At 39.9% G+C, this 23496-nt stretch carries 21 protein-coding genes; 4 read left to right on the top strand and 17 right to left on the bottom strand.

From position 1 onward, the window contains the following. Positions 1-7: 7 nt before the first annotated feature. Positions 8-1525 (bottom strand): CoA-acylating methylmalonate-semialdehyde dehydrogenase, encoded by a 1518-nt coding sequence (locus MMY79_RS18775; protein WP_252610912.1) that lies wholly within the window; start codon positions 1523-1525, stop codon positions 8-10. 166 nt (positions 1526-1691) lie between these two features. On the opposite strand from MMY79_RS18775, the gene MMY79_RS18780 reads away from it, so the two are divergent. Next, a complete protein-coding gene (locus MMY79_RS18780; protein ID WP_004640467.1) occupies positions 1692-2573 on the top strand; it encodes a LysR family transcriptional regulator in 882 nt (293 codons plus the stop codon). A gap of 56 nt (positions 2574-2629) precedes the next feature. On the opposite strand, the gene MMY79_RS18785 is transcribed toward MMY79_RS18780, so the two are convergent. The 5 genes from MMY79_RS18785 to MMY79_RS18805 all read right to left on the bottom strand — a co-directional run bounded on the left by MMY79_RS18785 (position 2630) and on the right by MMY79_RS18805 (position 8796). Further along, positions 2630-4057: an amino acid permease gene (locus MMY79_RS18785; RefSeq protein WP_252613580.1), complete on the bottom strand. Its 1428-nt coding sequence runs from the start codon at positions 4055-4057 to the stop codon at positions 2630-2632. Between the two features lie 378 nt (positions 4058-4435). Next, on the bottom strand, positions 4436-5875 hold the full coding sequence (locus MMY79_RS18790) for an amino acid permease (RefSeq protein WP_252610914.1): 1440 nt from the start codon (positions 5873-5875) through the stop codon (positions 4436-4438). A gap of 162 nt (positions 5876-6037) precedes the next feature. Continuing rightward, entirely contained in the window at positions 6038-6397 is a 360-nt protein-coding gene (locus MMY79_RS18795; protein WP_252610915.1) for a RidA family protein, read from the bottom strand. A gap of 10 nt (positions 6398-6407) precedes the next feature. Beyond that, positions 6408-7511: an alanine racemase gene (gene alr / locus MMY79_RS18800; protein WP_252610916.1), complete on the bottom strand. Its 1104-nt coding sequence runs from the start codon at positions 7509-7511 to the stop codon at positions 6408-6410. Between the two features lie 19 nt (positions 7512-7530). Continuing rightward, positions 7531-8796 carry a D-amino acid dehydrogenase gene (locus MMY79_RS18805; protein WP_005037548.1) on the bottom strand — a complete coding sequence of 422 codons (1266 nt, stop codon included), beginning with the start codon at positions 8794-8796 and terminating at the stop codon, positions 7531-7533. Between the two features lie 136 nt (positions 8797-8932). On the opposite strand from MMY79_RS18805, the gene MMY79_RS18810 reads away from it, so the two are divergent. Next, positions 8933-9400 carry an Lrp/AsnC ligand binding domain-containing protein gene (locus tag MMY79_RS18810; protein ID WP_001247568.1) on the top strand — a complete coding sequence of 156 codons (468 nt, stop codon included), beginning with the start codon at positions 8933-8935 and terminating at the stop codon, positions 9398-9400. A 34-nt stretch (positions 9401-9434) separates the two neighbouring features. Here MMY79_RS18810 and MMY79_RS18815 read toward each other — a convergent pair whose 3' ends face one another. Further along, entirely contained in the window at positions 9435-10580 is a 1146-nt protein-coding gene (locus MMY79_RS18815) for a heparan-alpha-glucosaminide N-acetyltransferase domain-containing protein (protein ID WP_252610918.1), read from the bottom strand. A gap of 74 nt (positions 10581-10654) precedes the next feature. Between MMY79_RS18815 and MMY79_RS18820 the strand changes: the two genes are divergently transcribed. Further along, positions 10655-12745 carry a TonB-dependent siderophore receptor gene (locus tag MMY79_RS18820; protein WP_252610920.1) on the top strand — a complete coding sequence of 697 codons (2091 nt, stop codon included), beginning with the start codon at positions 10655-10657 and terminating at the stop codon, positions 12743-12745. A 43-nt stretch (positions 12746-12788) separates the two neighbouring features. On the opposite strand, the gene MMY79_RS18825 is transcribed toward MMY79_RS18820, so the two are convergent. From MMY79_RS18825 to MMY79_RS18855, 7 genes are all read right to left on the bottom strand, one after another. Next, positions 12789-13166 (bottom strand): nuclear transport factor 2 family protein, encoded by a 378-nt coding sequence (locus MMY79_RS18825; RefSeq protein WP_252610922.1) that lies wholly within the window; start codon positions 13164-13166, stop codon positions 12789-12791. A gap of 28 nt (positions 13167-13194) precedes the next feature. Then, positions 13195-13575 carry a ribonuclease E inhibitor RraB gene (locus tag MMY79_RS18830; RefSeq protein ID WP_151743783.1) on the bottom strand — a complete coding sequence of 127 codons (381 nt, stop codon included), beginning with the start codon at positions 13573-13575 and terminating at the stop codon, positions 13195-13197. A gap of 128 nt (positions 13576-13703) precedes the next feature. After that, positions 13704-14369, bottom strand: a complete 666-nt coding sequence (locus tag MMY79_RS18835) for an RluA family pseudouridine synthase (protein ID WP_252610924.1) — start codon at positions 14367-14369, stop codon at positions 13704-13706. A gap of 111 nt (positions 14370-14480) precedes the next feature. Beyond that, entirely contained in the window at positions 14481-15182 is a 702-nt protein-coding gene (locus tag MMY79_RS18840; RefSeq protein WP_049838216.1) for a DUF1003 domain-containing protein, read from the bottom strand. Between the two features lie 80 nt (positions 15183-15262). Beyond that, positions 15263-15766, bottom strand: a complete 504-nt coding sequence (locus MMY79_RS18845) for a DUF2867 domain-containing protein (protein WP_252610926.1) — start codon at positions 15764-15766, stop codon at positions 15263-15265. Between the two features lie 484 nt (positions 15767-16250). Next, positions 16251-17450, bottom strand: coding sequence for an MFS transporter (locus MMY79_RS18850; protein ID WP_252610928.1), 1200 nt, complete (start codon positions 17448-17450; stop codon positions 16251-16253). Between the two features lie 196 nt (positions 17451-17646). Next, on the bottom strand, positions 17647-18231 hold the full coding sequence (locus tag MMY79_RS18855) for a TetR/AcrR family transcriptional regulator (protein ID WP_252610930.1): 585 nt from the start codon (positions 18229-18231) through the stop codon (positions 17647-17649). Positions 18232-18601: 370 nt separating this feature from the next. Between MMY79_RS18855 and MMY79_RS18860 the strand changes: the two genes are divergently transcribed. Continuing rightward, entirely contained in the window at positions 18602-19303 is a 702-nt protein-coding gene (locus MMY79_RS18860; RefSeq protein ID WP_252610932.1) for an SDR family NAD(P)-dependent oxidoreductase, read from the top strand. An 85-nt stretch (positions 19304-19388) separates the two neighbouring features. Here MMY79_RS18860 and MMY79_RS18865 read toward each other — a convergent pair whose 3' ends face one another. Genes MMY79_RS18865 through MMY79_RS18875 form a run of 3 tightly spaced genes read right to left on the bottom strand, consistent with a single transcriptional unit; the run spans position 19389 to position 23373 of the window. Then, a complete protein-coding gene (locus tag MMY79_RS18865) occupies positions 19389-19799 on the bottom strand; it encodes a hypothetical protein (protein WP_252610935.1) in 411 nt (136 codons plus the stop codon). Next, positions 19796-20608, bottom strand: a complete 813-nt coding sequence (locus MMY79_RS18870) for a hypothetical protein (protein WP_252610937.1) — start codon at positions 20606-20608, stop codon at positions 19796-19798. Before MMY79_RS18870 ends, MMY79_RS18865 begins: the two co-directional genes overlap by 4 nt. Positions 20609-20610: 2 nt before the next feature. Then, on the bottom strand, positions 20611-23373 hold the full coding sequence (locus MMY79_RS18875; protein ID WP_252610939.1) for a type VI secretion system Vgr family protein: 2763 nt from the start codon (positions 23371-23373) through the stop codon (positions 20611-20613). Positions 23374-23496: the final 123 nt, after the last annotated feature.

A 23496-nucleotide genomic window follows, 5' to 3' on the forward strand; every position in this document is an offset into this window, starting at 1 on the left:
GATCCCCTTAACGTAAACTAATAGTTGTATTTACTGCACCAACTTCATGGCTATCTTCAAACCAGCGACTGGTAATAGTTTTGGTTTGTGTATAGAACTGCACAGCCTGTTTGCCGTATGGTCCCAAATCACCAAGTTTTGAACCTCTTGAACCAGTAAAACTAAAGAAAGGCACTGGCACAGGAATTGGAATATTGATACCAACTTGACCAACATCAATTAAGTTTTGGAAAGTACGTGCAATCGCACCACTTTGTGTGAATAGACCTACACCGTTACCAAATGGGTTGGCATTGATTAGAGCAATCGCTCCCTCAAGGGTGTCTACACAAATAATGGAAAGTACAGGACCGAAGACTTCTTCTTTATAAATACGCATGTCGGTATTTACGCCACTAAAAATCGTCGCGCCTACAAAGTTGCCCGATTCATAGCCTTGAACTTGAACATCACGACCATCGAGTAGCAACTCTGCACCTTGCTCAACACCGCTATTAATTAAATCAAGCACACGCGCTTTAGCACGTTTTGAAATGACTGGGCCAATGTCAGTATTTGGCTCATGGCCTGCGTTTACTTTTAAGGTTTTCGCTTTTTCAACTAATTCTTGAATCCACTGTTTACTTTCACCCACCATTACCGCAACTGACAATGCCATACAGCGTTGCCCCGCTGCACCAAATGCTGCACCGACCAAGGCATTTAAGGTTTGCTCTTTATTGGCATCTGGCATGACAGCCACATGGTTTTTTGCACCCATCATCGACTGCACACGTTTGCCATGTTGCCCTGCAAGGTTATAAACATGTGTTCCAACCGTAGTTGAACCCACAAATGAAATCGCTTTAATGTCTTTATGTGTACACAGACGGTCAACTACTTCTTTACCGCCATGCACAACGTTGAGCACACCTGCTGGAATGCCTGCTTGAATCGCAAGCTCAACCAGCATCATAGTTGATAACGGATCTTGTTCTGATGGTTTTAAAACAAAAGTATTGCCGCACACAATTGCCATTGGGAACATCCAAAGCGGAATCATGGCAGGGAAATTAAACGGCGTAATACCCGCACAGACACCCAAAGGTTGTTGCAAGGTATAAGTATCTACACCTCGTGCGACACCTTCAACATATTCACCCATCTGTAGAGTACCGATCGAACATGCATGTTCAACTACTTCTAGACCACGCTGAATATCGCCTTCTGCATCTGCCAAGGTTTTGCCCTGTTCCGCCGTTAGTACTTGGGCAATTTCTTTCATGTTGGCACGGATTAAGTCTTGTAACTTAAGCATGATGCGCATACGTGCCTGAATTGGAGTTTGACGCCAAGAAGCAAACGCATCTTGTGCAGCCTGAATGGCAGCGTCAACTTCTTTAACCGTTGCAAATGGTACACGACCAATCACTTCCTGAGTCGCAGGGTTAACAATGTCTTGCCATTCCTGTGTTTCAGATTCGATAAAATTTCCGTTAATAAGTAATTTAGCGGTTTCCAATTCGATTTTTTGGATTGTGTTCATAACCTCTCCGTAGGCCATATTTTTATTGTGTTCAATTATTAGAAAATACTTTTTGATTATATTTTCTTTATTCCAGTTTCAATTGAGACTAGCAAAGAAAACTTTGACCACCAACGGAAATTCATGCACGATTGTTGTGCAAATATGCACAAGGATGACAACAAAAATGAAAGTAGATTGGGATCATCTACATTTTTTTCTGGTTTTAGCGCGGACTAAAACCTTGACCAACGCTGCGCGGATTATTGGTGTCGAACACAGTACAGTGGCTAGACGGATTCAGGCCCTAGAACTTGCTTTGGGTACAACGCTGTTTAAGCGTGAAGCGACTGGTTATGAGTTGACACTTGAAGGGATGGCACTTGTTCCTCGAGTTGAGCAAATGGAGCAAGCTTTCTTACAAATTGAAAAACCACATCAACCTTTGCAAGGTCGTGTGCGAATTGGCACACCTGAAGGTTTTGGCACTGCATTTTTGGCCCGTTTACTGGCTGAGTTCTCTATTCAATATCCACTGCTCACCATCGACCTGATTCCAGTACCCAAAATGATTAAGCTCTCCCACCGTGAGGCAGACATTGTGGTATCCATTGACCGTCCAACATCCGGACCCTACATTATTACGCGGTTATCAGACTATTGCTTGAAAATTTATGGCAGCCAAAACTATCTGGCACAAAACCCACCCATTCGTGGTTTAGAAGATTTAACCCAACACCGCTTTGTGAACTATATTGATGATCTGGTGTATAGCCCTGAGTTGTACTGTTTAGAACGTTTACCCTTAAAGCTTAATGCGAACTTCCGTAGCAGCAGTATTTTGGCTCAACAAATTGCGGTGAGTGCTGGTGCAGGACTTGCGATTTTACCCAAGTTTCTAGCAGATGATAAACCAGAACTAGACGTGGTTTTAGAGCAGCAAGTTCGCTTTACTCATACCTTTTGGATGCTGACTTTTGTTGATTTACAGCATGAACCGCGCATTAAACTTGTCTGGGATTATTTGCGTAAACAAGCCGATAAATATCAGCATTTATTGGTGGATTAGATATCAAATAAAAAAAGCCAATCACGAATGATTGGCTTTTTTGAAATTATGAATAATTAATCAAAACTTTCTTGGCCTAGTTTTTTCATGCGCGGTTTATAAAACACATGATAGCTAACGCCTAAAACAACCAGCCATAATGGACTGACATATAATGCTTTTAAGGTATCTGGCTCTAGTGCCAAAATCACTAAAGTGAACAAGAAAAATGCAACGACAACATACGCCATCAACACTCCACCCGGCATTTTAAAGGTCGATTTAGCATGTAACTCTGGACTCAACTTACGGTAACGTAAATAGCACGCCATGATCAGAAGCCATACACTAATAAAGAGAATCACACAGAGTGAACTTGCCAGAGTAAATGCTTCCATCGTGTTTGGAACAAAGTACTGAAGTACTGCACCACCCATAATAAAGATACATGAGAAAATCAAACCATTTGAAGGTACGGCACGTTTTGATAAACGCCCCAATGCACTTGGCGCTTGACCATCTTTTGATAAACCAAACAGCATACGGCTGGTTGAAAACACACCGCTGTTCATAGATGACATGACTGAAGACAGCACCACCAAGTTCATGATGATGGCAGAAACCGGAATACCCGCATTTAAGAACAACTCAACAAACGGACTTTTGTCTGCACGAATGTGATCCCAAGGAGTCACTGACATCACCACAAAAAGTGCTAACACATAAAATAGGATGATACGTACTGGAATCGCGTTAATTGCTTTCGGTAGGTTCTTTTCTGGATCTTTCGTTTCAGCTGCTGTTGTACCAATCAGTTCAACACCAATAAAAGCAAACACGGCAATCTGGAAACCTGCCAAAAATCCGCTTACGCCTTTTGGAAATATTCCACCATGCGACCACACGTTACTTACACTCACAACTTCACCATGTGGAGCTTGAAAATGAGTAAAGATCATGTAGCCACCCACACCAATCAGGCCAATAATTGCCAAGATCTTAATGAGTGCGAACCAGAATTCAACCTCACCAAACAACTTCACCGTAAGAAGGTTAAGCCCTAAAATGAATAGTACACAGCCTGCACTAATCATGGCCTGTTGCATTGGTGAGAAACTGGCGCCTTCGGGCAGCCAAAAACTTAAATAATTAATGACCGCAGATAAATCCGCAATACCAACCAGTACCCAGCCTAACCAATAGGTCCAACCTATATAATAACCAGCCCATGGTCCAATCAAATCATATGCCATATCGACAAATGACTTGTAATGTAAGTTAGCAAGCAGTAGTTCACCTAATGCACGCATTAAGAAAAAGAACATGCCACCAATTAACATGTAGATAACGAGAATTGAAGGACCTGCGAGGGAGATGGTTTTGCCCGAGCCCATAAATAGACCGGTTCCAATTGCACCGCCAATTGCAATCATTTGTAGATGGCGATTATTTAATTTCCGTTGTAAATGATCAGGGGAGCCTGCCTCATCTGGATGATGAACCATTGTCATATTAGAAGTCCTTTTTATATTTTGCTTAACTTAAAATCAGCAACCTATAGGGAGAAAAACGAACCGTATATCGAGGGTTGCTGAGTCTATACCTCAGGACAAGATGTTCAAGTATATTTTTCCTTAATTGATAAATCGTTTGTCCTGATTTTTTTTAAGTCACATTATTTATGTACTGCCTTCACGGCAATTTTAATTAATCGATCTGGGTACTCCAGATTAGCCGAAGTTTAGCATGTGATAATGCTATATGTACTTTGCCAACACCCTCAAAATTGCACTGATGATTTAAAAATAAACAATATTATTCCGATAAAAAATCCAATAAAAATAAAAAAAGCCAATCATGATTGATTGGCTTTTTAATAAAACTTAATGATCGTTGACGAGTTCACGCCCTAGTTTTTTCATGCGGGGTTTATATAGCACATGATAGGTGACACCTAAGATGACTAACCATACTGGACTGACATAGAGTGCTTTCAACGTATCTGGCTCAAGTGCCAAGATGACTAAAGTGAAAAGCATAAATGCCAGAACGATATAACTCATCCAAACGCCACCTGGCATTTTAAAAGTTGATTTTTCATGTAATTCAGGGCGTAATTTACGATAGCGCAAATAGCACACCATGATGAGACTCCAGACACTAATGAATAGAATCACACAGAGTGAACTTGCCAGAGTAAATGCTTCCATCGTGTTTGGAACAAAGTACTGAAGTACTGCACCACCCATAATAAAGATACATGAGAAAATCAAACCATTTGAAGGTACTGCACGTTTTGATAAACGACCAAATGCACCTGGTGCCTGACCATCTTTTGATAAACCAAACAACATACGGCTGGTTGAAAACACGCCGCTGTTCATTGAAGACATCACCGAAGATAGCACCACTAAGTTCATAATGATGGCAGAAACCGGAATACCCGCATTTAAGAACAACTCAACAAACGGACTTTTGTCTGCACGAATATGATCCCAAGGTGTCACTGACATCACAATAAAGAGTGCTAACACATAGAATAAAATAATACGTACTGGAATTGCGTTAATTGCCTTAGGTAAATTCTTCTCTGGATCTTTCGTTTCAGCAGCCGTTGTACCAATCAGTTCAACCCCGACAAAAGCAAATACAGCAATCTGGAATCCTGCCAAGAAGCCTTCGGTGCCTTTCGGGAATAAACCGCCATGTGACCACACATTACTCACGCTTGCCACAGCGCCTTGAGGAGCTTGGAAATGGCTAAAAATCATATAGCCACCCACACCAATCAGGCCAATAATCGCCAAGATTTTAATGAGTGCGAACCAAAATTCAATTTCACCAAATAGGCGGACTGTCAGTAGGTTAAGACCCATCACAAACAATACACAGCCTGCGCTAATCATAGCCTGCTGAGTAGGAGAAAAGCTTGTGCCATCGGGCAGCCAAAAACCTAAATAGTTAATGACCGCTGAAAGGTCCGCAATACCAACCAGCACCCAACCTAACCAATAGGTCCAGCCCAAATAGTAACCGGCCCAAGGACCAATCAAGTCATGAGCCATATCAACAAAAGATTTGTAATGCAGATTTGCAAGGAGCAACTCGCCCATTGCACGCATCATGAAAAAGAACATGCCTCCAATAATCATATAGATCAAAAGGATTGAAGGACCTGCGAGGGAGATGGTTTTGCCCGAACCCATAAATAGGCCGGTTCCAATTGCACCGCCAATTGCAATCAGTTGTAAATGACGGTTAGACAGTTTTCGTTGCAGATGATCAGGAGAATTTTCTGTATCTGAATGACGAGCCGTTGTCATATTAAAATTCCTTTTTGAATTCCTTTGTTAAGATCAGCAACCTATGGCGAAAATCGAACCGTATACCATAGGTCACTGAATCTGTTCACCAAAAAATGACTGGATAAACCGTATCTATCTTCCTTCTGTTAGATACATCATCATTTTTGGAGTAAAAACGAATTACTTTTGTGCTGCCGTCACGGCAATTTCAATTAACCAATTTGGGTTGACCAAATCGGCCTGAATTGTGGCACGTGATGGAGCAACACACCCTTTTAACCAGTCAACCCAAATTGCATTTACAGTTGAAAAGTCAGAAAGATTTTTTAAATAGAGCTGTGCAGAGAGCAAGCGAGATTTATCGGTATCGGCTAATGCCAAAAGTTCATCAATCGTTGCAAGAATTTCACGAGTTTGGCCTGCCACGTCTTGCTCAGTATTTTTAGGTACTTGACCTGACAGATAAACTACTTTGTTAAAAACAGTCACAGCGCTCATGACTTCATTGCTATTGATCTTTTGTATATCTGAATGTGACATTCGGATTTCCTTATACCTGATTAATAAATTGAACACGGGCGGTGACTGCACACATCAGTTCATAACCCACCGTACCAGATGAAACTGCGACATCATCAATAGGTAAAACAACACCTGTACTTGATTGGCCCCAGAGCACCACTTCACTGCCGACTTTGGCACTCTCAATGCCGGTTAAATCGACTGCCAGCATATCCATGCTAACGCGACCAATTGTACGAGTGCGTACAGAGTTCACCAAAACAGGAGTGCCAGTCTGTGAAATACGTTGATAACCATCGGCATAACCGCAAGCGACAATTCCAATCGTCATGGGCTGCTCTGCGACAAAGTTTGATCCATAACCTACGCTTTCATTCGGCTCTAAATGCTGAACGGAGATAATTTCACTGCGTAAGCTCATGGTCGGTTGTAAGCCCCAGTCCGCAATACTATGCGTCGGGTAATCTGGCGAGCTGCCATAAAGCATGATGCCGCTACGTGCATAATCTGATTTGAGCTGGTCTTGATAGCGTAAAATTGCCGCGCTATTACTTACCGACCTTTCACCCGGTAAATCTTTAATAATTTCTTCAAATGCAGTGATTTGATAATCGATACCTTGATGGCCAAAACGATCACCATCTGCATCTGAAAAATGCATCATGTGCGTAATCTTGGACACATTTGCCAAGTTATTTAAACGTTCCCATGCCTGAACATAGTGCTGTGGTTTAAAACCAAGACGGTTCATACCACTGTTCATTTTTAAGCAAACATCAAATTGGGCTGGATAAGGATGCTTTTCTACCCACTCGATTTGCGCTTCACTATGAATAGTGAAACTGAGTTGATACTGCACACAATCAAATAAATCTTGAGGAGAGAAAATCCCTTCGAGCAACAAAATTTGGCCTGTCCAGCCTAAAGCACGAATGCGTTTTGCTTCATCAAGATCAAGTAAGGCAAAGCCATCTGCTGCTTTAAACGCTTCATAGACACGTTCAATTCCGTGTCCATAAGCATTGGCTTTTACAACGGCAAAGACCTTACTGTTTGGCATAGCCTTGCGTACCACCGCCAAGTTATTTTGTAAGGCTTGACGGTGGATCACTGCGGTAATAGGACGAGGCATGATTAATTCCTAACGTCCGTTATGCAGCATGCGCGTGTGAATAACGCTGAATTGAAAGACCATCTGTACTGATTTCAGTCTTATGATTCAATACGATGTCACTAATTAATTTTCCTGAACCACACGCCATGGTCCAACCTAAAGTACCGTGACCTGTATTCAAGAACAGATTTTTAAAGCGAGTCGCACCAATAATTGGGGTACTGTCTGGTGTCATTGGACGTAGACCAGTCCAGAAAGACGCCTGCGCCATATCACCACCCGGGAACAAGTCCTGAGTCACCATTTGCAAGGTTGCACGGCGGTCTTCGTTCAGACCTAAATTGAAACCGCTTAACTCTGCCATTCCACCTACGCGAATACGTTGGTCGAAACGAGTAATCGCAATTTTGTAAGTTTCATCAAGCACCGTAGATTGCGGAGCAAAAGCAGGGTCAACAATAGGAATCGTTAACGAATAACCTTTCACAGGATATACAGGCAACTGTAGATCGAGTGGTTTCAAGAAATCACGTGAATAGCTACCAAACGCTAAAACATAACGGTCAGCAGTTAAAACTTTACCATTGACCTGAACACCCTTAATTTCATCGCCTTCAACAATCAATTTTTCTACGTTCTGGTTGAACTGGAAGTTAACACCCAACTCTTTGGCAATTTGAGCTAAAGCATTGGTAAATAAATAACAGTCACCTGTTTCATCATTTGGTAAATGTAAACCACCAACCAGTTTATCTTGCGTATTTGCCAACGCTGGTTCTACACGACCAAGTTCGTTGCCATTTAATAATTCGTAGCTCACGCCACATTCTTGTAGCACGCTAATGTCGCGTTGAACCGCTTCCATTTGTGCTTCTTTACGAAATAGCTGCAAAGTACCCTTCGCACGGTTTTCGTAATTAATGCCTGTATCTTTTCTAAGTTCACGTAAGCAATCACGGCTATATTCAGCCACACGCATCATACGTTCTTTGTTCACAGCATAACTTTGTGGATTACAGTTTTTTAGCATTTGCGCCATCCACTGTAACTGCCACATGCTGCCATCTAAATTAATCGCAAGCGGTGCATGGTGTTGGAACATCCACTTCACAGCTTTAAAAGGAATTCCTGGTGCTGCCCAAGGGGTTGAATACCCTGGCGAAATTTGACCTGCATTGCCAAAGCTTGTTTCTTCAGCAGGGCCTGCCTGACGGTCAAGAACAGTGACCTCAGCTCCTTGTTGAGCTAGATAATAGGCACTTGCCACTCCGATAACGCCGCTACCTAATACAATTACGCGCATTTCTATTCCCTCACGCACACCAGTTTATTTAACTAGTATATTTCTGCTTCAATAGTTTATTTCACTGTTTTTCAGGGTATAATCTAGGTAAATTTATGTTTTTCTCGCGAGAATTTTAAAAAAAGAGGAAATATCTATGCGCCCCTTAGATCGTATAGATCGCATGATTCTGGATATTTTGCAGCGCGAAGGACGAATTGCGATTAGTGAATTGGCATCGAGAGTCAACCTATCGACAACTCCCTGTTCAGAGCGTGTAAAGCGTCTTGAACGCGATGGCATTATCATGGGTTATTACGCAAGGTTAAATCCAGCCTACGTAGACCGTAACCTGCTCGTCTTTTTAGAAATTAAGTTATCTGCCAAATCAGGCGATGTATTTGATCAGGTTGCTAGAGACTTAGTTGAGATTCCTGAAGTCCTCGAATGTCACCTTATTTCAGGTGAGTTTGACTATCTTGTAAAAGCTCGCTTAAAAGAAATGAGCGCATACCGCCGCTTATTAGGAGATCTTTTAAAGAAACTCCCTGCTTCAGCATCATCACACAGTTATGTGGTCATGGAAGAAGTGAAAGAAACTCTATATCTAGATGTAAGCAAGTAAAGCGAGGCTTGTCTAGACTCGCTTTACTCACGTTTTAAAAATATTTTAAAATCGAAATATGTTTATTTTGATGTTTGAATTTCGAGAACCATTTAACCGCTGGATAGAGTGTAAAAGACAGCGCAATCGTAATTAACCACAACATCCACACATGGTTGACCGACAAATAATTTCCATAGTTAGCTCCCCACACACTTAGCGCAAATACATATATCAGTTTCAAAACATATAAGTGCAATAAATAAAAGAACATAGGCACTGAACCAAACACCACCAATGGTTTTAAAAACGAGTATTGCTGCATTCGTTCAAAAACAACCAACACAATCAAACCAATTCCAACATTCAGTAAAATAAATAATAAAGATGGTGGATACTTAGTGAGGTTAAAAAAGCTCATTAATGTCAGTTGTAATGACTCAAAATGTTGCCAAGGCTGGTCGCCATAAATATTGATAAACCGTAGTAAAACAAACAACCCAATACTTGCTAAACCAAGGCTGAGTAAAGCGCGGCTTCTTTGCTTTACTGAATATTTTGAACTAAAGAACTGACCTAAGGCATAGCCCAGTAAAATCACCCCGATCCAAGGCAAAACAGGATAGCTTGTGCGAAGCTTGATCCCTGCAAACTCGATCCAACCACGTTCATGTAAAACGAACCATATATTTTGTAGTGTGCCTTGTGAGAAGTGCACTGAATCTAACAAATTATGCCCAAAAACAATGATTAGGCCTGCACTAACGATCACAGGTAAGGGTAAACTCACGCAGCAAGCCAACACCACCATGCTAATACCAATCGCCCATATCACCTGTAAATAAATGACTTCAGGTGGAAAGGTTGCTGTCCACGCAAAGTTCACAAGCGTGAGCTCTAATGCAATCAAAAATAAGCCACGTTTTAATAAAAAAGCTCGAGTTTGCTGTAAATCCTGTTTTTTTGATTGAAATAAAAAAGCTGAAATTCCAGTTAAAAGTACAAAAATCGGCGCACAAATATGTGCCAATAACCGACTACCAAATAAGGCAGGTTCAGTTACTGTTACATCCATTGGGTCTATAACCTGCCTATGCAAATAGAAAGTTTCTCTCACATGGTCGAGTAACATAATGAGGATGACCAAACCACGTAAGGCATCAATCGACTGTAAACGCTCAATATTTTTTTCTAAAGACATAGCGATAATCAATAAAATAATGTAACGTTATATTATTACATTTAATTCCTTTTGTCTTTTATGGCTGTTCATTTATGCAACACAAATTAGGATTGTTGTCTTCGTTAGGATTATCGTTTATATCGACACTCACTTGGGGAGAAGAAACGTCAACGGTACTTGAGACCATACGTATTCAAGCTGAAAGTTCTCAAGAAGATGTGAGCCAAAATAGCTCGGCGACTAAATTTTCTCACGATGTTTTGGATGTGCCGTTCAATCGTGCTTTTGTTTCTAAGCAAACAATAGAACAACAAGACGTGCAGCGGATTGATGATGCATTGACTTTAGTCAGTGGCGTTTTTCATCAAAATAATTATGGCGGCGGCTTTTGGGATAATTACTCTTTCCGAGGTTTTAGTGGTGACCCAAATTTAGGAGCAGCCATGATTCGAAACGGTTTGAGTGTAAACCGAGGGATTAGTGCTCCTAAAGACATTGTAAATATTGACTCTTTAGAATTTTTAAAAGGGCCAATGGCTGCGCTATATGGCCGTGGGGAAACAGGAGGTTTGCTCAATCTCAACAGTAAAAAACCACAGTGGGAAAGCGAAAGTGAAGTTAACTTACGTGCCAATACCCAAGAACAATATCGAATAAGTCTGGAACACACCGCGCCGATTAACGATGAACTGGCCTATCGGTTAGCGGTTGCCCACGAAGATAATCAAAGCTTCCGTGATCATGTCAGCAGTGAACGCTGGTTCTTTTCACCACAGCTCACATGGAAAATTTCAGACCAAACACAACTCGACTTTGACAGTGAATTTACTGAACACCAAGGAACCTTTGACCGTGGTGTGAGCACAGTCAATCACCAGTTTGTGATGGATCCGAAAACATTTACGGGAGAACCTGATGACGGCGAGATGAAAGTAAAAGATTACTTTTACCAGTTACGTCTTAGTCACGAGTTTAGCCCTGACTGGAAGCTAAATAGTGCGGTTAGCTATAAAGACGCCCAAATGGTCGGCTTTTCAACAGAACCACGACGCATACAAGCCGAGGGTCGTACTTTAGAACGCCAACGCCGCTATCGTGATTATCAAAGTGAAGATGTGCTGGCTCAGACGGAATTACTTGGTAAGTTTGATACGTCCTGGGCGCGCCATGAAATTTTACTTTCAACCGAGCTTGGTCAACTCAACTATCAACAATATCAACTGCGACGCAACCACAGCTCAGACACTCCAAATACTATTGATATTTACCAACCAGAATATGGTAAATATTTACCGAACTTAGCTCCTTTTACCAATACTAAAGAGCGCCAGCGTTATTTTGCACTCAATATTCAAGACCAGATCTTTTTAAATGATCAGTGGAGTATGTTATTTGGTAACCGTTTTGATCAGGTCGAGCAAGACTTTAAAAATCACCTGACTCAGACTGAAAATAGCCAGACACTTCATCAAAATAGTCCACGTTTCGGAGTAAATTTTAAAGCTTCTGACCAATGGGCGTTTTATACAAACTATGGTCGCTCATTTGCAATGAATAGTGGTATGAACCGAAATGGACAAACCTTCGCTCCTGAAAAAGGCGAAAGCTACGAGGTCGGCACCAAATATAAAATGAATGACCAAAGTGTGCTGAGTCTTGCTTTGTTTAAAATGAAAAAACAGAATGTACTGACAACCGATCCAATTGACAGTAACTTTCAAACCGCGGCAGGCGAAGTCAGCAGCCAAGGGTTTGAATTTGATTTAAATAGTCAGATCAATGACCGCTGGTTGGTTAATGCCAATTATAGTTATACCGATGCTCAAATTGAAAAAGACCAAGACCTTGCCAAAGGTGCACGTCTGAGCAATGTACCCAAACATCAAGGTTCAGTAAGCACCAATTATGAATTTCTACAAGAAGGTGCAAGAAAAGCAGGTGTAGGAGCTAACCTTACCTATGTTGGCGAGCGCAGTGGTCATAACCTTGATAATGGCTTTAATTTACCAAGCTATACACTGGTCAATTTAAATGGTTACTATGCCCCATCTGATCGTTTACGCTATCAACTTAATGTGAATAATTTGTTTGATAAAACCTACTACGTCTCAAGCTATAGCGATTTGTGGATTCAACCAGGTGAGCCGCTCAATGCTTCAATTTCAGCACAGTGGAAATTTTGATTCATCCATAAATAAAAAAGCCCGAATCATTTCGGGCTTTTCACTAGAACATACCATTTTCATTGACGATTGGGTTGGGCTGTACTTGACCGACATCCCAAAACTCAGCAATTTTTCCATTTTCAAAACGACAAATATGAACTACTGCCAAGGTGGTTAACCCATTCATTTGCATTTCAAGTTTAGAATGCACAGCGACCAAATCACCATCTTCAATCACATGTTGAACGTCAAAGACTTTGTTTGGAGTTTCAGCCGCGCTTTCACGCATCCCTTCCTTCAAAGAGGTCGCATCACCCGCATAATAAGGATTGTGATGCTTAAAGTTTGGAGCAGTATAATTGCTATAAGCTTCATCGACCTCGCCAGCAGCGGCAAGCTCTAAAAACCGTACAGCAATTTGTTTTTGAGATAAGTTCATGATTATCTCCTACCTTTTATTTTAGACCTTATTGTAGCAGGTCATCTTCTTCGTCATCTTCATCAAAGACATAGGCCATACAGCCCCATCCATCATATTCGCCCTGAAATTTTTCAGCGATGCTGGTAAACCATTGCTCTAAGTCAACAATATCTGAATACTCTGGTTCCATGTTGACAAAGACAGTAATCACCCATTCATTTGGCTCAACAGAGTCATCTTGGAAAAGTGAAACTTTTTGTTCTTGGTAAAGCAAATAGAGCGCACATTGCTCTGCATTTTTCTGATCTTGAAAAGCAATAGAAAATTCAATTTCATGTAAATCGGTTAAATCATCCCCATCTTCAGCCATTTGCCAAAGTACATTGCCGTTATCGTCATCTGGAAATTGTTCGTAGTCACGAGTCATAGAATGATCCTTGTTGTTGTCGCCGTATTAATATTATTCGGCCTTAAGAATACCCGACTTTTATTGCAGTTTGGGTATATATTCCGTTCCCAATTGCATCAAATTAACTTTTTAATTGTATATAAATTTTAAAAAGGTATCTGCGATTCAATCACTACATTCGTTCCATTTAATGGATGTTGGAAAGCCAAATATGCTGCGTGTAGTGCCATTCGGTTTAAATGAAAACGTTTAGGCTCAGGATGATAAAGCTTGTCACCCATAATCGGATGTCCAATATGCATCATGTGCACACGTAGCTGATGCGAACGCCCTGTTACTGGCTCCAGTAAAACACGACTTTGATCTGTTTGAGCATCATAAACCAAAGGCTGAAACAAGGTTTTAGCGTGTTTGCCTAGTTCAAAATGTACAATTTGTCTTGGGCGATTTTCCCAGTCGGTAATGAGTGGAACTTCAACACTACCCTCTTCTGTGACTTGGCCTTGCACCAAAGCAATATAATGTTTTTTGACTGTTCTAGCCTGAAACATTTTACTTACCGCAACTTCTGCATCACGATGTTTGGCAAACATGAGTAGACCTGAAGTTGCCATATCTAAACGATGGGTAACCTTAGCTAAAGGGAACTTTTCCAACACGCGTAAATAAGCGCTGTCATGATGTTCAGGTAAACGACCCATTACTGATAACAAACCTGCAGGTTTATCAACCACAACCAAATCGTCATCTTCAAAGAGGATTGAAAGTGGATCTTGTGGTGGAGCGTAAACAAAATTGTCGTTTAAAGGCATGGTCGTAGAAGCAGCAATGGAGCATGGCGGCAGATCATAAAGAAATTTCAGACCTACCGCAAAATAATCTATAACGCTCTATTCATGTTCCACGTGAAACTCAGAAAATCTTTATCGTTTTTTATTCATTTCAGCTAAAAGATCGAGCTGGATTTCTTGAATATGTGCAAGCCTTTCCCACTGATGCGACAAAAGATGGTCCATTTTTTCATGCAGGTGGCGAATCTCAAGTTCCGCTTTTAAATTAATCTGATAGTCATGTTGAGAACGTAAGCGGTCTTTGGCTTCTTGGCGATTTTGGCTCATCATAATAATCGGCGCCTGAATTGCAGCTAAGCATGACAAAACTAAATTAAGCAAAATAAAAGGATACGGATCGACTGGACGTACTACCATCACAACTGTATTTAAAATTATCCAGCCTATTAAAAATAAAGCAAAACAAATTAAAAATGCCCAACTCCCCCCAAAAGTGGCTATTTTATCTGCCAGTTTTTCTCCAAGCGTCCATTTTTGATCAAAATCTGTTTCTGTATTTCGGCTAATCAGCTCATGGCGTTGCATACTGCCAATCACTTCATTTTCTAAATTAGAGAGTTCGCCTTTCTCCGAGCGTAATAGCGACTGCACATATTTAATTCGATAATCTGCCAGATCTGCGCGACAAATAAAGCTTGAGTAAGTCCAGTCTGGATGATCTTTTATAATTTCATCACTAATGACATTCCGAATGACTTCACCAGACACAAGATCTTTTAAAGGAAAACTCTTTCCACAAACAGCGCATTGGCGACAATGGTTTTTATTTTCCATATTATTCAGCTCGTTATTATGATAATAAGATTAGTATATAAACGATTTTTGCTGATTGCATCGTAAATAAAAATAGTACTCTAACCTAATATCTGTAAAGTCGCTGGCACTATTTTTCGATGAGCAGGAATTACAGGTACCATATACAATCGCCCAAGCAAATTTTTAATATGTACCACTGTAGTCACTGTAAGCACTTGAGTATTTTCATTTTTATAAATAGATAAAGTCACATTTAAATGCTTATCATCATCTCCAATGACTAACTCATTTTCGGTACGTTGTAGCAAGGTAAAAATTCCAATCCGATCACCAGCTACATATTCATTTTCTTTTTTATTCGAATCAATCTGCTTAAAACTTCCTAAATCTTTAAGCCCGATCTTTGAAGTAATTTTATTACGCAAGTTCATACTCCATTCTATCCATTGAGGAGTGTGATGGAACAGTTTGATGAGCTGCCCAAATACATTCAGGTCGGGTTGACCCAGCACAATACTCCACGAGTCGTGGAAGTAAGCATTTTTCAATTGAGATGAGATTTGGCTGTCATACGGCAAGGTAGAAAGATAAGGCTTATTCATGAATTATATTCTTGTAAAGTATAATTTTTATTATAGAGAATTTTTTAGGGTGTCAAGGGAAACCATCTATGGTTTACTTCAACAATTATAACTTTGTAAGTTAGAACCTTATGCCTATAAACTTTTGATCTATAGCGTCCTAAGCCGAATCGAGACCTTTTGGGTGAGTACACACTAACGTTATACGTTTTGGTGCATGCTACTCTTTTCGATCCCTATCACACCCTTGAGATATAGTTTAGCCAGTACCCTGTGGGATTGTTTTTCTAAGAACAGCTAATTTTAAATATTTTTGGGAATTTTTACGCAATAATTAAAATTAAAAAGAATATATTTCCATTTCATAATAATTAGTTAAATTTAAATTCCATTTTATTTGTTTTTTACGGTTTATTTTACCAAGCCATTAATTATTTTAAGTGACAGTACATCAGACTATAAAAGTAAATCACCCTTCACTTTTAACCATGAAGGGCAAAATCTTTTATGAAGAAATAAAACCATGTTTCTGGGCATGGTAAACAGTACATAACGCGATCAGGGCAAAAACCAGCATAAACCATGGAAAATAGGCAGCCCCAAAACTTTCAAGCAATCCACCACCCACCATTCCACCGAATGCGATAGCAAGGTTAAATACCGTGACTAACATGGACTGCGCTACATCTGCTTCATGACCCGCAGTATTTGCTAATGCTGTTTGTAATAGTGTTGGAGCACCACCAAAAGTTACTCCCCATAACACTACACCCACCAGTACGACAAAACTTGAAGAACTATAAAAACCTAAGAGCGCTGTTACGATTACAAAGATAAATAAGCTTAAAAGCGTTATTTTTCTTAATGAACGATCAATAAACATCCCCGTAATCAAGATGCCGACTATAGAAGAAATGCCGAATATAAAAAGGATAGTCTCAACTTTGTATAGCTGCCCTGTCGAGGCCAAGAAAGGTGAAATATAAGTATAGAGAATGCTATGAGCCAATATCCAAAGGAAGACAACTGCTAAAACAGCTCTAATACCCGGCATTAAAAGAACTTTTAAAATGGGCAACTTTTTGTGTGCTGGCTGGCCCACAAAATCTGGAATACTAAAACGAATCCAGACAAATAAAATCAATGCCAATAAAGACATGATCCAAAATACGCCACGCCATTCAAACAACGTTCCCAACCACGCACCTAAAGGGACACCAATAGATAAAGCAATTGGCTGCCCAACTCCAGCAATTGCTAAAGCTCGTCCTTGATACGATGCTGCCACCATGCGTCTTACATAACCCGCTAAAAGCCCCCATATAACACCCGCGGCCATACCTGCAATAAAACGAGTAATTAACGTCAAAATATAATCATTTGATAAAGCAGTAATCGCATTAAATAAAAACAAACCTGCAATAGCACTGAGTAATAAGGGTCTCCGATTCCAACTACGGGTGAGACTAATAAGCGGTATTGCCGCTAAAACAGAACCTAAGGCATATACGGCTATAAGCTGCCCTGCATAAGCCTCTGAAATATTTAGCCCTTGACTGATTTGGGGCAAAAGCCCAGCTGGCATGGTTTCTGTCATGATGGTCAGAAAGCCTGCAACTGTAAAAGCCAACAGTTTCCAAATCGGTAATTGAGCAGAAAACTTTTCGGTTAACTGAGTAGATGTTCCATTACTCTTAATATTCATAAAGTTTTACTCTCACATTCTTTTTCAAGTTTCTTCGCTTTCTCTGCATAGCTATAACTCGTTTTATAGCGTTAGGATGGAAAGACTTTTGTTCTCCATGTGAACTAAAAATATTACTTAGGAATGATCATTCCAATTTAAATTAAATAAAAACCTTAACTATTCAGCTCAACAATAGTTAAGGTTTAAATGAATTTTATAAAACGTTTAAAGCAACCTCGACTACATCCATTAAACATTGCTTTCTTTGCTCAAGCGGGCTGCCTTTCCCCAAAACACGTAAACCTTGAATAGTATTTACAAAAAAACTCGCTAACGCACGCGGGTTTTGGGTAGAAGAAATTTCACCCGACTGTTGAGCTTTAATTAACAAACTCTCTAAAGCATGTTGTAGTTTCTGTAGGTTACTTACAACGAATTGAGCGACATCTTCGTCATGGCCAGCCAGCTCCAAACACGCATTTGCAACAAGACACCCTTTGTGTTCTGGATCACTTAGCTCATCTTCAACAATATTAAGAAGTAATTGTCGAATAAGCGCTTTCGGAGAACCTGAACCAGACAACAACTTCACATTATTTAGTGTAGTTAAAAGTTCATAGCGTTGTAATGCTTGTTGATATAGACCCTGTTTGTTTTGAAAGGTGTTGTAAAGGCTACTTCTAGATAATCCTGTACCGTCAACCAAGTCTTGAACTGAAGTAGCAGCATAACCGCGGCGCCAAAAAACCTGCATTGCAGCATCAGCAATTTCATCAGTTTCAAATTCTTTAGTTCGCATACACACATCTAACAGGAATGATCGTTCCAATTAATTTATGATAGGAAGATAGAGAAGTCAAATTAAAAATTAATCTAGGCGATTTATTTAGAATGTTTTGATTAAGATCAATATTACTTATAAGAACTGTTTCACTAGCAATCGTTTAGCTGATTCAATAATAATTGCTCAACGCTTTTCATGATATTGCAAATTTATCAATCGTTGTCCATCCAGATCATTCAAAGCAAACTTACTGATTACGATTGTTAAGATTTTTTGTTTTGTTTTTTCTACATTATTCTCAGATATAATTTTTTCGCTTGAATACATTATAAAAACATATTATAAACTATTTCTAACCAAATAATTGGTTTTTTGGAACTTTATAATGAACAACAATATTATAATTTTTGGTTATGGAACAGGTATTTCTAAAGCCGTAGCACATAAATTTGGTAAAGAAGGCTATAAAATCGGGTTAGTGGCAAGAAATGCCGAAAAACTCGAAAAGGCCATTTTAGAACTTAAAACACAAGGTATAGAAGCTTATGCTTTTACATGTGATTTAGCGGTTCTTGAAAACATACCAAATCTTATTAAACGTATTAAAGATCAATTAGGAGAGATTAAAAATATTCATTGGAATGCTTTTCATGATATTGAAGGCAACATATTAAAAACCCCTCCACTAGAGCTAACCAAAAGCTTTCATATTCGCGTTTCAAGCTATATTGCTACGGTACAAGCTTGCTTACGTGATTTAGAAAAGAATAACGGTAGTATTTTATCAACCAATGGAATTTTTGCGTTCGATGCAGTAGGAATTGATTTGGTTGCTAAAGAATATTCATCTTTAGCAATTGCTGCCGCTGCTCAATATAAAACCACTAACTTACTTGCTCATAGTCTTGCTGACTCAAATGTTTACGTAAGCCAAGTGATTGTGAATGGCTTCGTAGATGGAACAGCAGGCGCACAAGATAAGACCTACACAGTACATCCAGAAACCATTGCGGAGCAGTTTTGGTACTTACACCAGCATAAGCAAGAAACCGTCTCTCTTTGTGGAGAAGCAATTCAAGCTGCTTAAATAATTTCTTATGAGAGAAGAAGCGTAATTTATTAGGCTTCTTCTACTTTTTAAATTTATGCTTATAGAGTGCAAAATTATTTAATTATTTTTCTTCCCATATAATTGGAAATTTTTCTGATTTAGAGACATTACCAATCATTGCAGAGAAAACTGCTTGGCATTCTAAATTAATTTTTTTAACTGAACTTATATCTATAGGCTCGCAGCTTCTATTATCATTATTTGAGCAAAATTCTACAGATACATCAATTTTGTTATTCTCAATCTTATTTATATAAGCATCTAACATTTGGTTGTGATTAGCAGTATTATTACAAACAATTTTTTTTGATGATGACTCTCTTATTTTATCTAAAATCTTATTATCTTTAAAATTAATAGAAAAACTTAACTTTTCATTACTTTTAACTACATTATCTATTGTGAAGTTTGAAAAACTCTCACTACAACCTATTAAAAACAAGGAACTCAATAAAAATAATTTTTTTCTCATTTTATGACCTTTTTTAACTCAGAAACTAAAAGATCTGAAGCTGACATTTTATTTTCCAAAAACTTTTTTTCAAAAAACATTTCAGATGCTTCTCCATGATGATAAGTAGAAACACTATTAAAATTAGCTTTTGCCGTATCATCATCGTTCCATCTTCCACCTAAGATTGCTATATAATCATCCCTATAGTTCTTTAAAGGTTGAGAAAAGATATTAATCCATTTTTTCGCAACTGGGTCTGGCTCTAAATAATAAATACGGGCCCTATCTGTTCCCATACCACTTTTACTAAGTCTAATGCCCACTGGGTCTATTGTTATAAGAGTATGAACTGTACAGATTTTTGCTTTAGATAATTCTTCTGATAATCCTGCAACATTCCATCCTCCTAAACTATGTCCAACTAAATTTATTTGTGTATTTGGTTCCTCTTTCAAAATATTTTTTATATCTGTGAGTAAATTTAATAATAATTTTCCTCTATATCGTCTTACAACACTATCATTAGTATAAGCTTCTTCATAACCATAGTACTCAAATTTAGCTTTATTTATCTGTGAGCCAGATGCCTCTTTAAATTTTCTCATACATGATTTCATGATGCCTGTAGGTCCAGCTCCAATATCATCTGGGAAATCTATATCTAAAGGGCGCCCCAGAAATTGATATTTATCAGCAGCACCACCAACAAATGCAGTAAAACTTTGTTTATAGACATCTAGTACTACAGGTTGTATAGGAGGCATGACACATGCATGACCGCAGGTTTGTTTTGCAAAGCTTTGTAGAGCAATAGCAGCATCATTCATGTTTAAATTTCCACATGTATTTTATATTGCTTGTTCGGCTCTTCCGTTTCTAACTTAACCAAGCCTGTTCGATCTAACTGACCACGTTCGATTTCTTTATTATTTTCGTCAAAAATAATATATCCCGTGCCAGGTTTTAGTTTATTTCCTTGTTTATCCATTACATCAAACCATAAACCATATTTTTGCTTTCCTTGTTCGGGTAGATACGGTAATGAACTATTCGCACTCCCGCCCCCCATAAACAAATGCTGTCCAGCCTTCACTTCAAATTTACCGCCGGTGGTCATAAAAATGCCAGAACCAGTAATTTTGACTTGAGAACCGCCTGCGGTGAGCACAATTTCTTTGGCTGCTGTCGCTTCAATTTTGTCTTCTGCTGAAATAATCTGAACAGCTTTACGGGCAATTAAATCTGCCCCGTCGCCTTGTGCTTGTATCTCGACTTTGCCTTTACCTGCATACAGTCTTGCCCCTTCTTGAGCCGCAAAAAGGCTAATTTTATTTTGGGCATGTGCAATCAAGTTCTTTTGGGTAGACAGATTAATGCTGTCTCCAGCAGTTTGGTTTAGCTGGCCATCAGCGCTTAAGTGAATGTCTTCGTTACTGCTCAGCGCGATGCTATTTGGGCTCGCTAGCAACATAATCGCCTCTTTAAAGGTTTTGGCTTTTGCGTTGTCTTGCTGCTCAAGTTTTTCAATAAAGGATTTTAGGTTTTCTAAATTTTCTAACGGGTCAGTTTGCTGATTTTTAGCGACTTCACTGAGTGCCTTGGCATTGCTAAGACCGCCTTCTATTTGTTGCTTGGCCTCATTTGCATCAAGGTGTACGCCTTGGGCTTGATCCTGTTTGTGGGTACTAACAAGTAAACCACTACCAGCTCTTACCGCTCCCCATTGGTCTGTTCTGAGTTCGAAACCTTCACCACGACCATCACTTTCCGCCTTGTCTTTTGGATGGCTTAAGTTACCCAAGTTGAGCTGACTAGCTGCATGGCTACTTTGTAGCTGGGCACTAATTTGTCCTGTGGTGTCATCAAAACGTAGCTGGTTAAAACCTTTACCATCGACTTCTTCGGAGCGGATACCACTGAGTTTTTTAGTGTCAGGTAATTGGCCTTTCTGGTCGAACTGGGTTGGATGCCGTTCAGCTTCATGAATACGGCCCACCACAAATGGCCGATCAATATTGCCGTCAAAGAAGTCGATGACCACGATCTCACCGACACGTGGCAAGAAGCGTGCGCCATAACCCGCACCTGCCCACGGGGTGAGTACATCGACCCAAGCTGAGTCGGTGTCATTATCGTTACTTCCTGCTCCACCGTCATGACTATGGTCGTCAGTTCGGGTAAACAAGAAACGAACTTTAATACGCCCCCACTGGTCGACATGGATGCTTTCTCCTTCCAGCCCCACAACCCTAGCGCGCTGCGGGTAAGCTGCTGGTCGGTGTTCTAGTGGGCTATATTCAGGCACAGCTTTAGTGTTGCGTCGAACGACATTCAGCTCAGCAAAGTGGCGCTGCTCAGGATTTTGGCTGTCGAGTTGGGCTGCTTTGAGCTTGTCTTTTGGTAATAAGCGCTCGAGTTGCTGTTGTAATTCTTTCGGTAAATTATTCTGGTTATAGTAGTGTTTGCTTAAGATTAAGAACTCTTTATCAGCACTGTCGTGTCGTTCAAGTTCAGGGTGATCATTGAGCTCAAACCAGTAACCCACCTGTGCATCACGGACGTTACCTGAAACCGTAAACTGTTTAGAGCTCAGGTGATGATAAGCATTGATGTGCTGGTTAAGCTGTTCAATCTGGCTATTGCCTGAAGCTGTGGCTTGGTCTTCACCGTTTAAGTCCTGCATCCACGCGGGGCTAACATGCCATGCATCTTCAAGGTTTAGGCTCGCATTGTCATAGTGTTCACTGTGCTTTTGGGTGCCTTGTACGCTACCACTGCCTTCTTCTTGTTGCAGCGCATCGGCTTGCCAGCGTTGCACATGAACCGAAGTTGGTTGTAAACGGCGCTCAGCTTTGACTTGAGTAATCGTATCGAACTGTTCTGTAGCACTGCTGCGCTGGTAGCGTAGGCTACGGCGTTCAAGAGCTTTATAATTTTGATTCTCGTCAATTAAACGGAGTACTTGTGGCTGAATAGAAGCATTCGGGTCAGCAACCAAAAGCTGTGATTCATCGACTAACCAGTTAATACCTTCACTACGCCACAAACGGGTTAAAAAGTCATAATCGCTTTCATTTGACTGCATCACAAACGGACGCACATCGTAGTCTTTGCTTAAACCTGCCGTATCGAGCGTTAAGCTTGAGGCAAATAACGGGCTTTTCCCCTGCCATTCTTTAAACAGAATTTCGCTAATATCCCGCACGCTTTTATTCATAAACACGCGACTATTGCGGCGTTTATGCCAGAGTGCGGTTGGGTCTTTTAAGGTGAGGTTATAAATGGTGAGTGAGCCGTCACTTTGCCCTTGGCTCGCTTCGGTAATAATACCTGTAGTTCTAAAAAACTGGCCCATGTCAGTGACCTGATCGACAGCAACCTGACAGCCAATAAATTGTTTTAATGCAATATGCGCGTTTGTCGACAGACACAGTAACTCAGCAACGCTGCCCTGATTGAGCGTATGTTCGCCTTCAATACGTTGTAAGAAGACTTGCTGATTTAAAGACTGATTTGAGAATTGGATATGAACAGCACGATTTTGTGAAACAAGGCCTAAACGTTCCAATATACTCGACACACTCATCTGCATTTTTATTATCAATCAAACTTATATTTAGGCCGCATTTTAATTAAAAAAATACTGACCTGTCTATCTATACTCATTTTCAAAATGTAACTGGTCTAAATATGCTGTTTTAGGTTAACTTCTTAC

This window comes from Acinetobacter sp. XS-4 (assembly GCF_023920705.1).
Taxonomy (GTDB): domain Bacteria; phylum Pseudomonadota; class Gammaproteobacteria; order Pseudomonadales; family Moraxellaceae; genus Acinetobacter.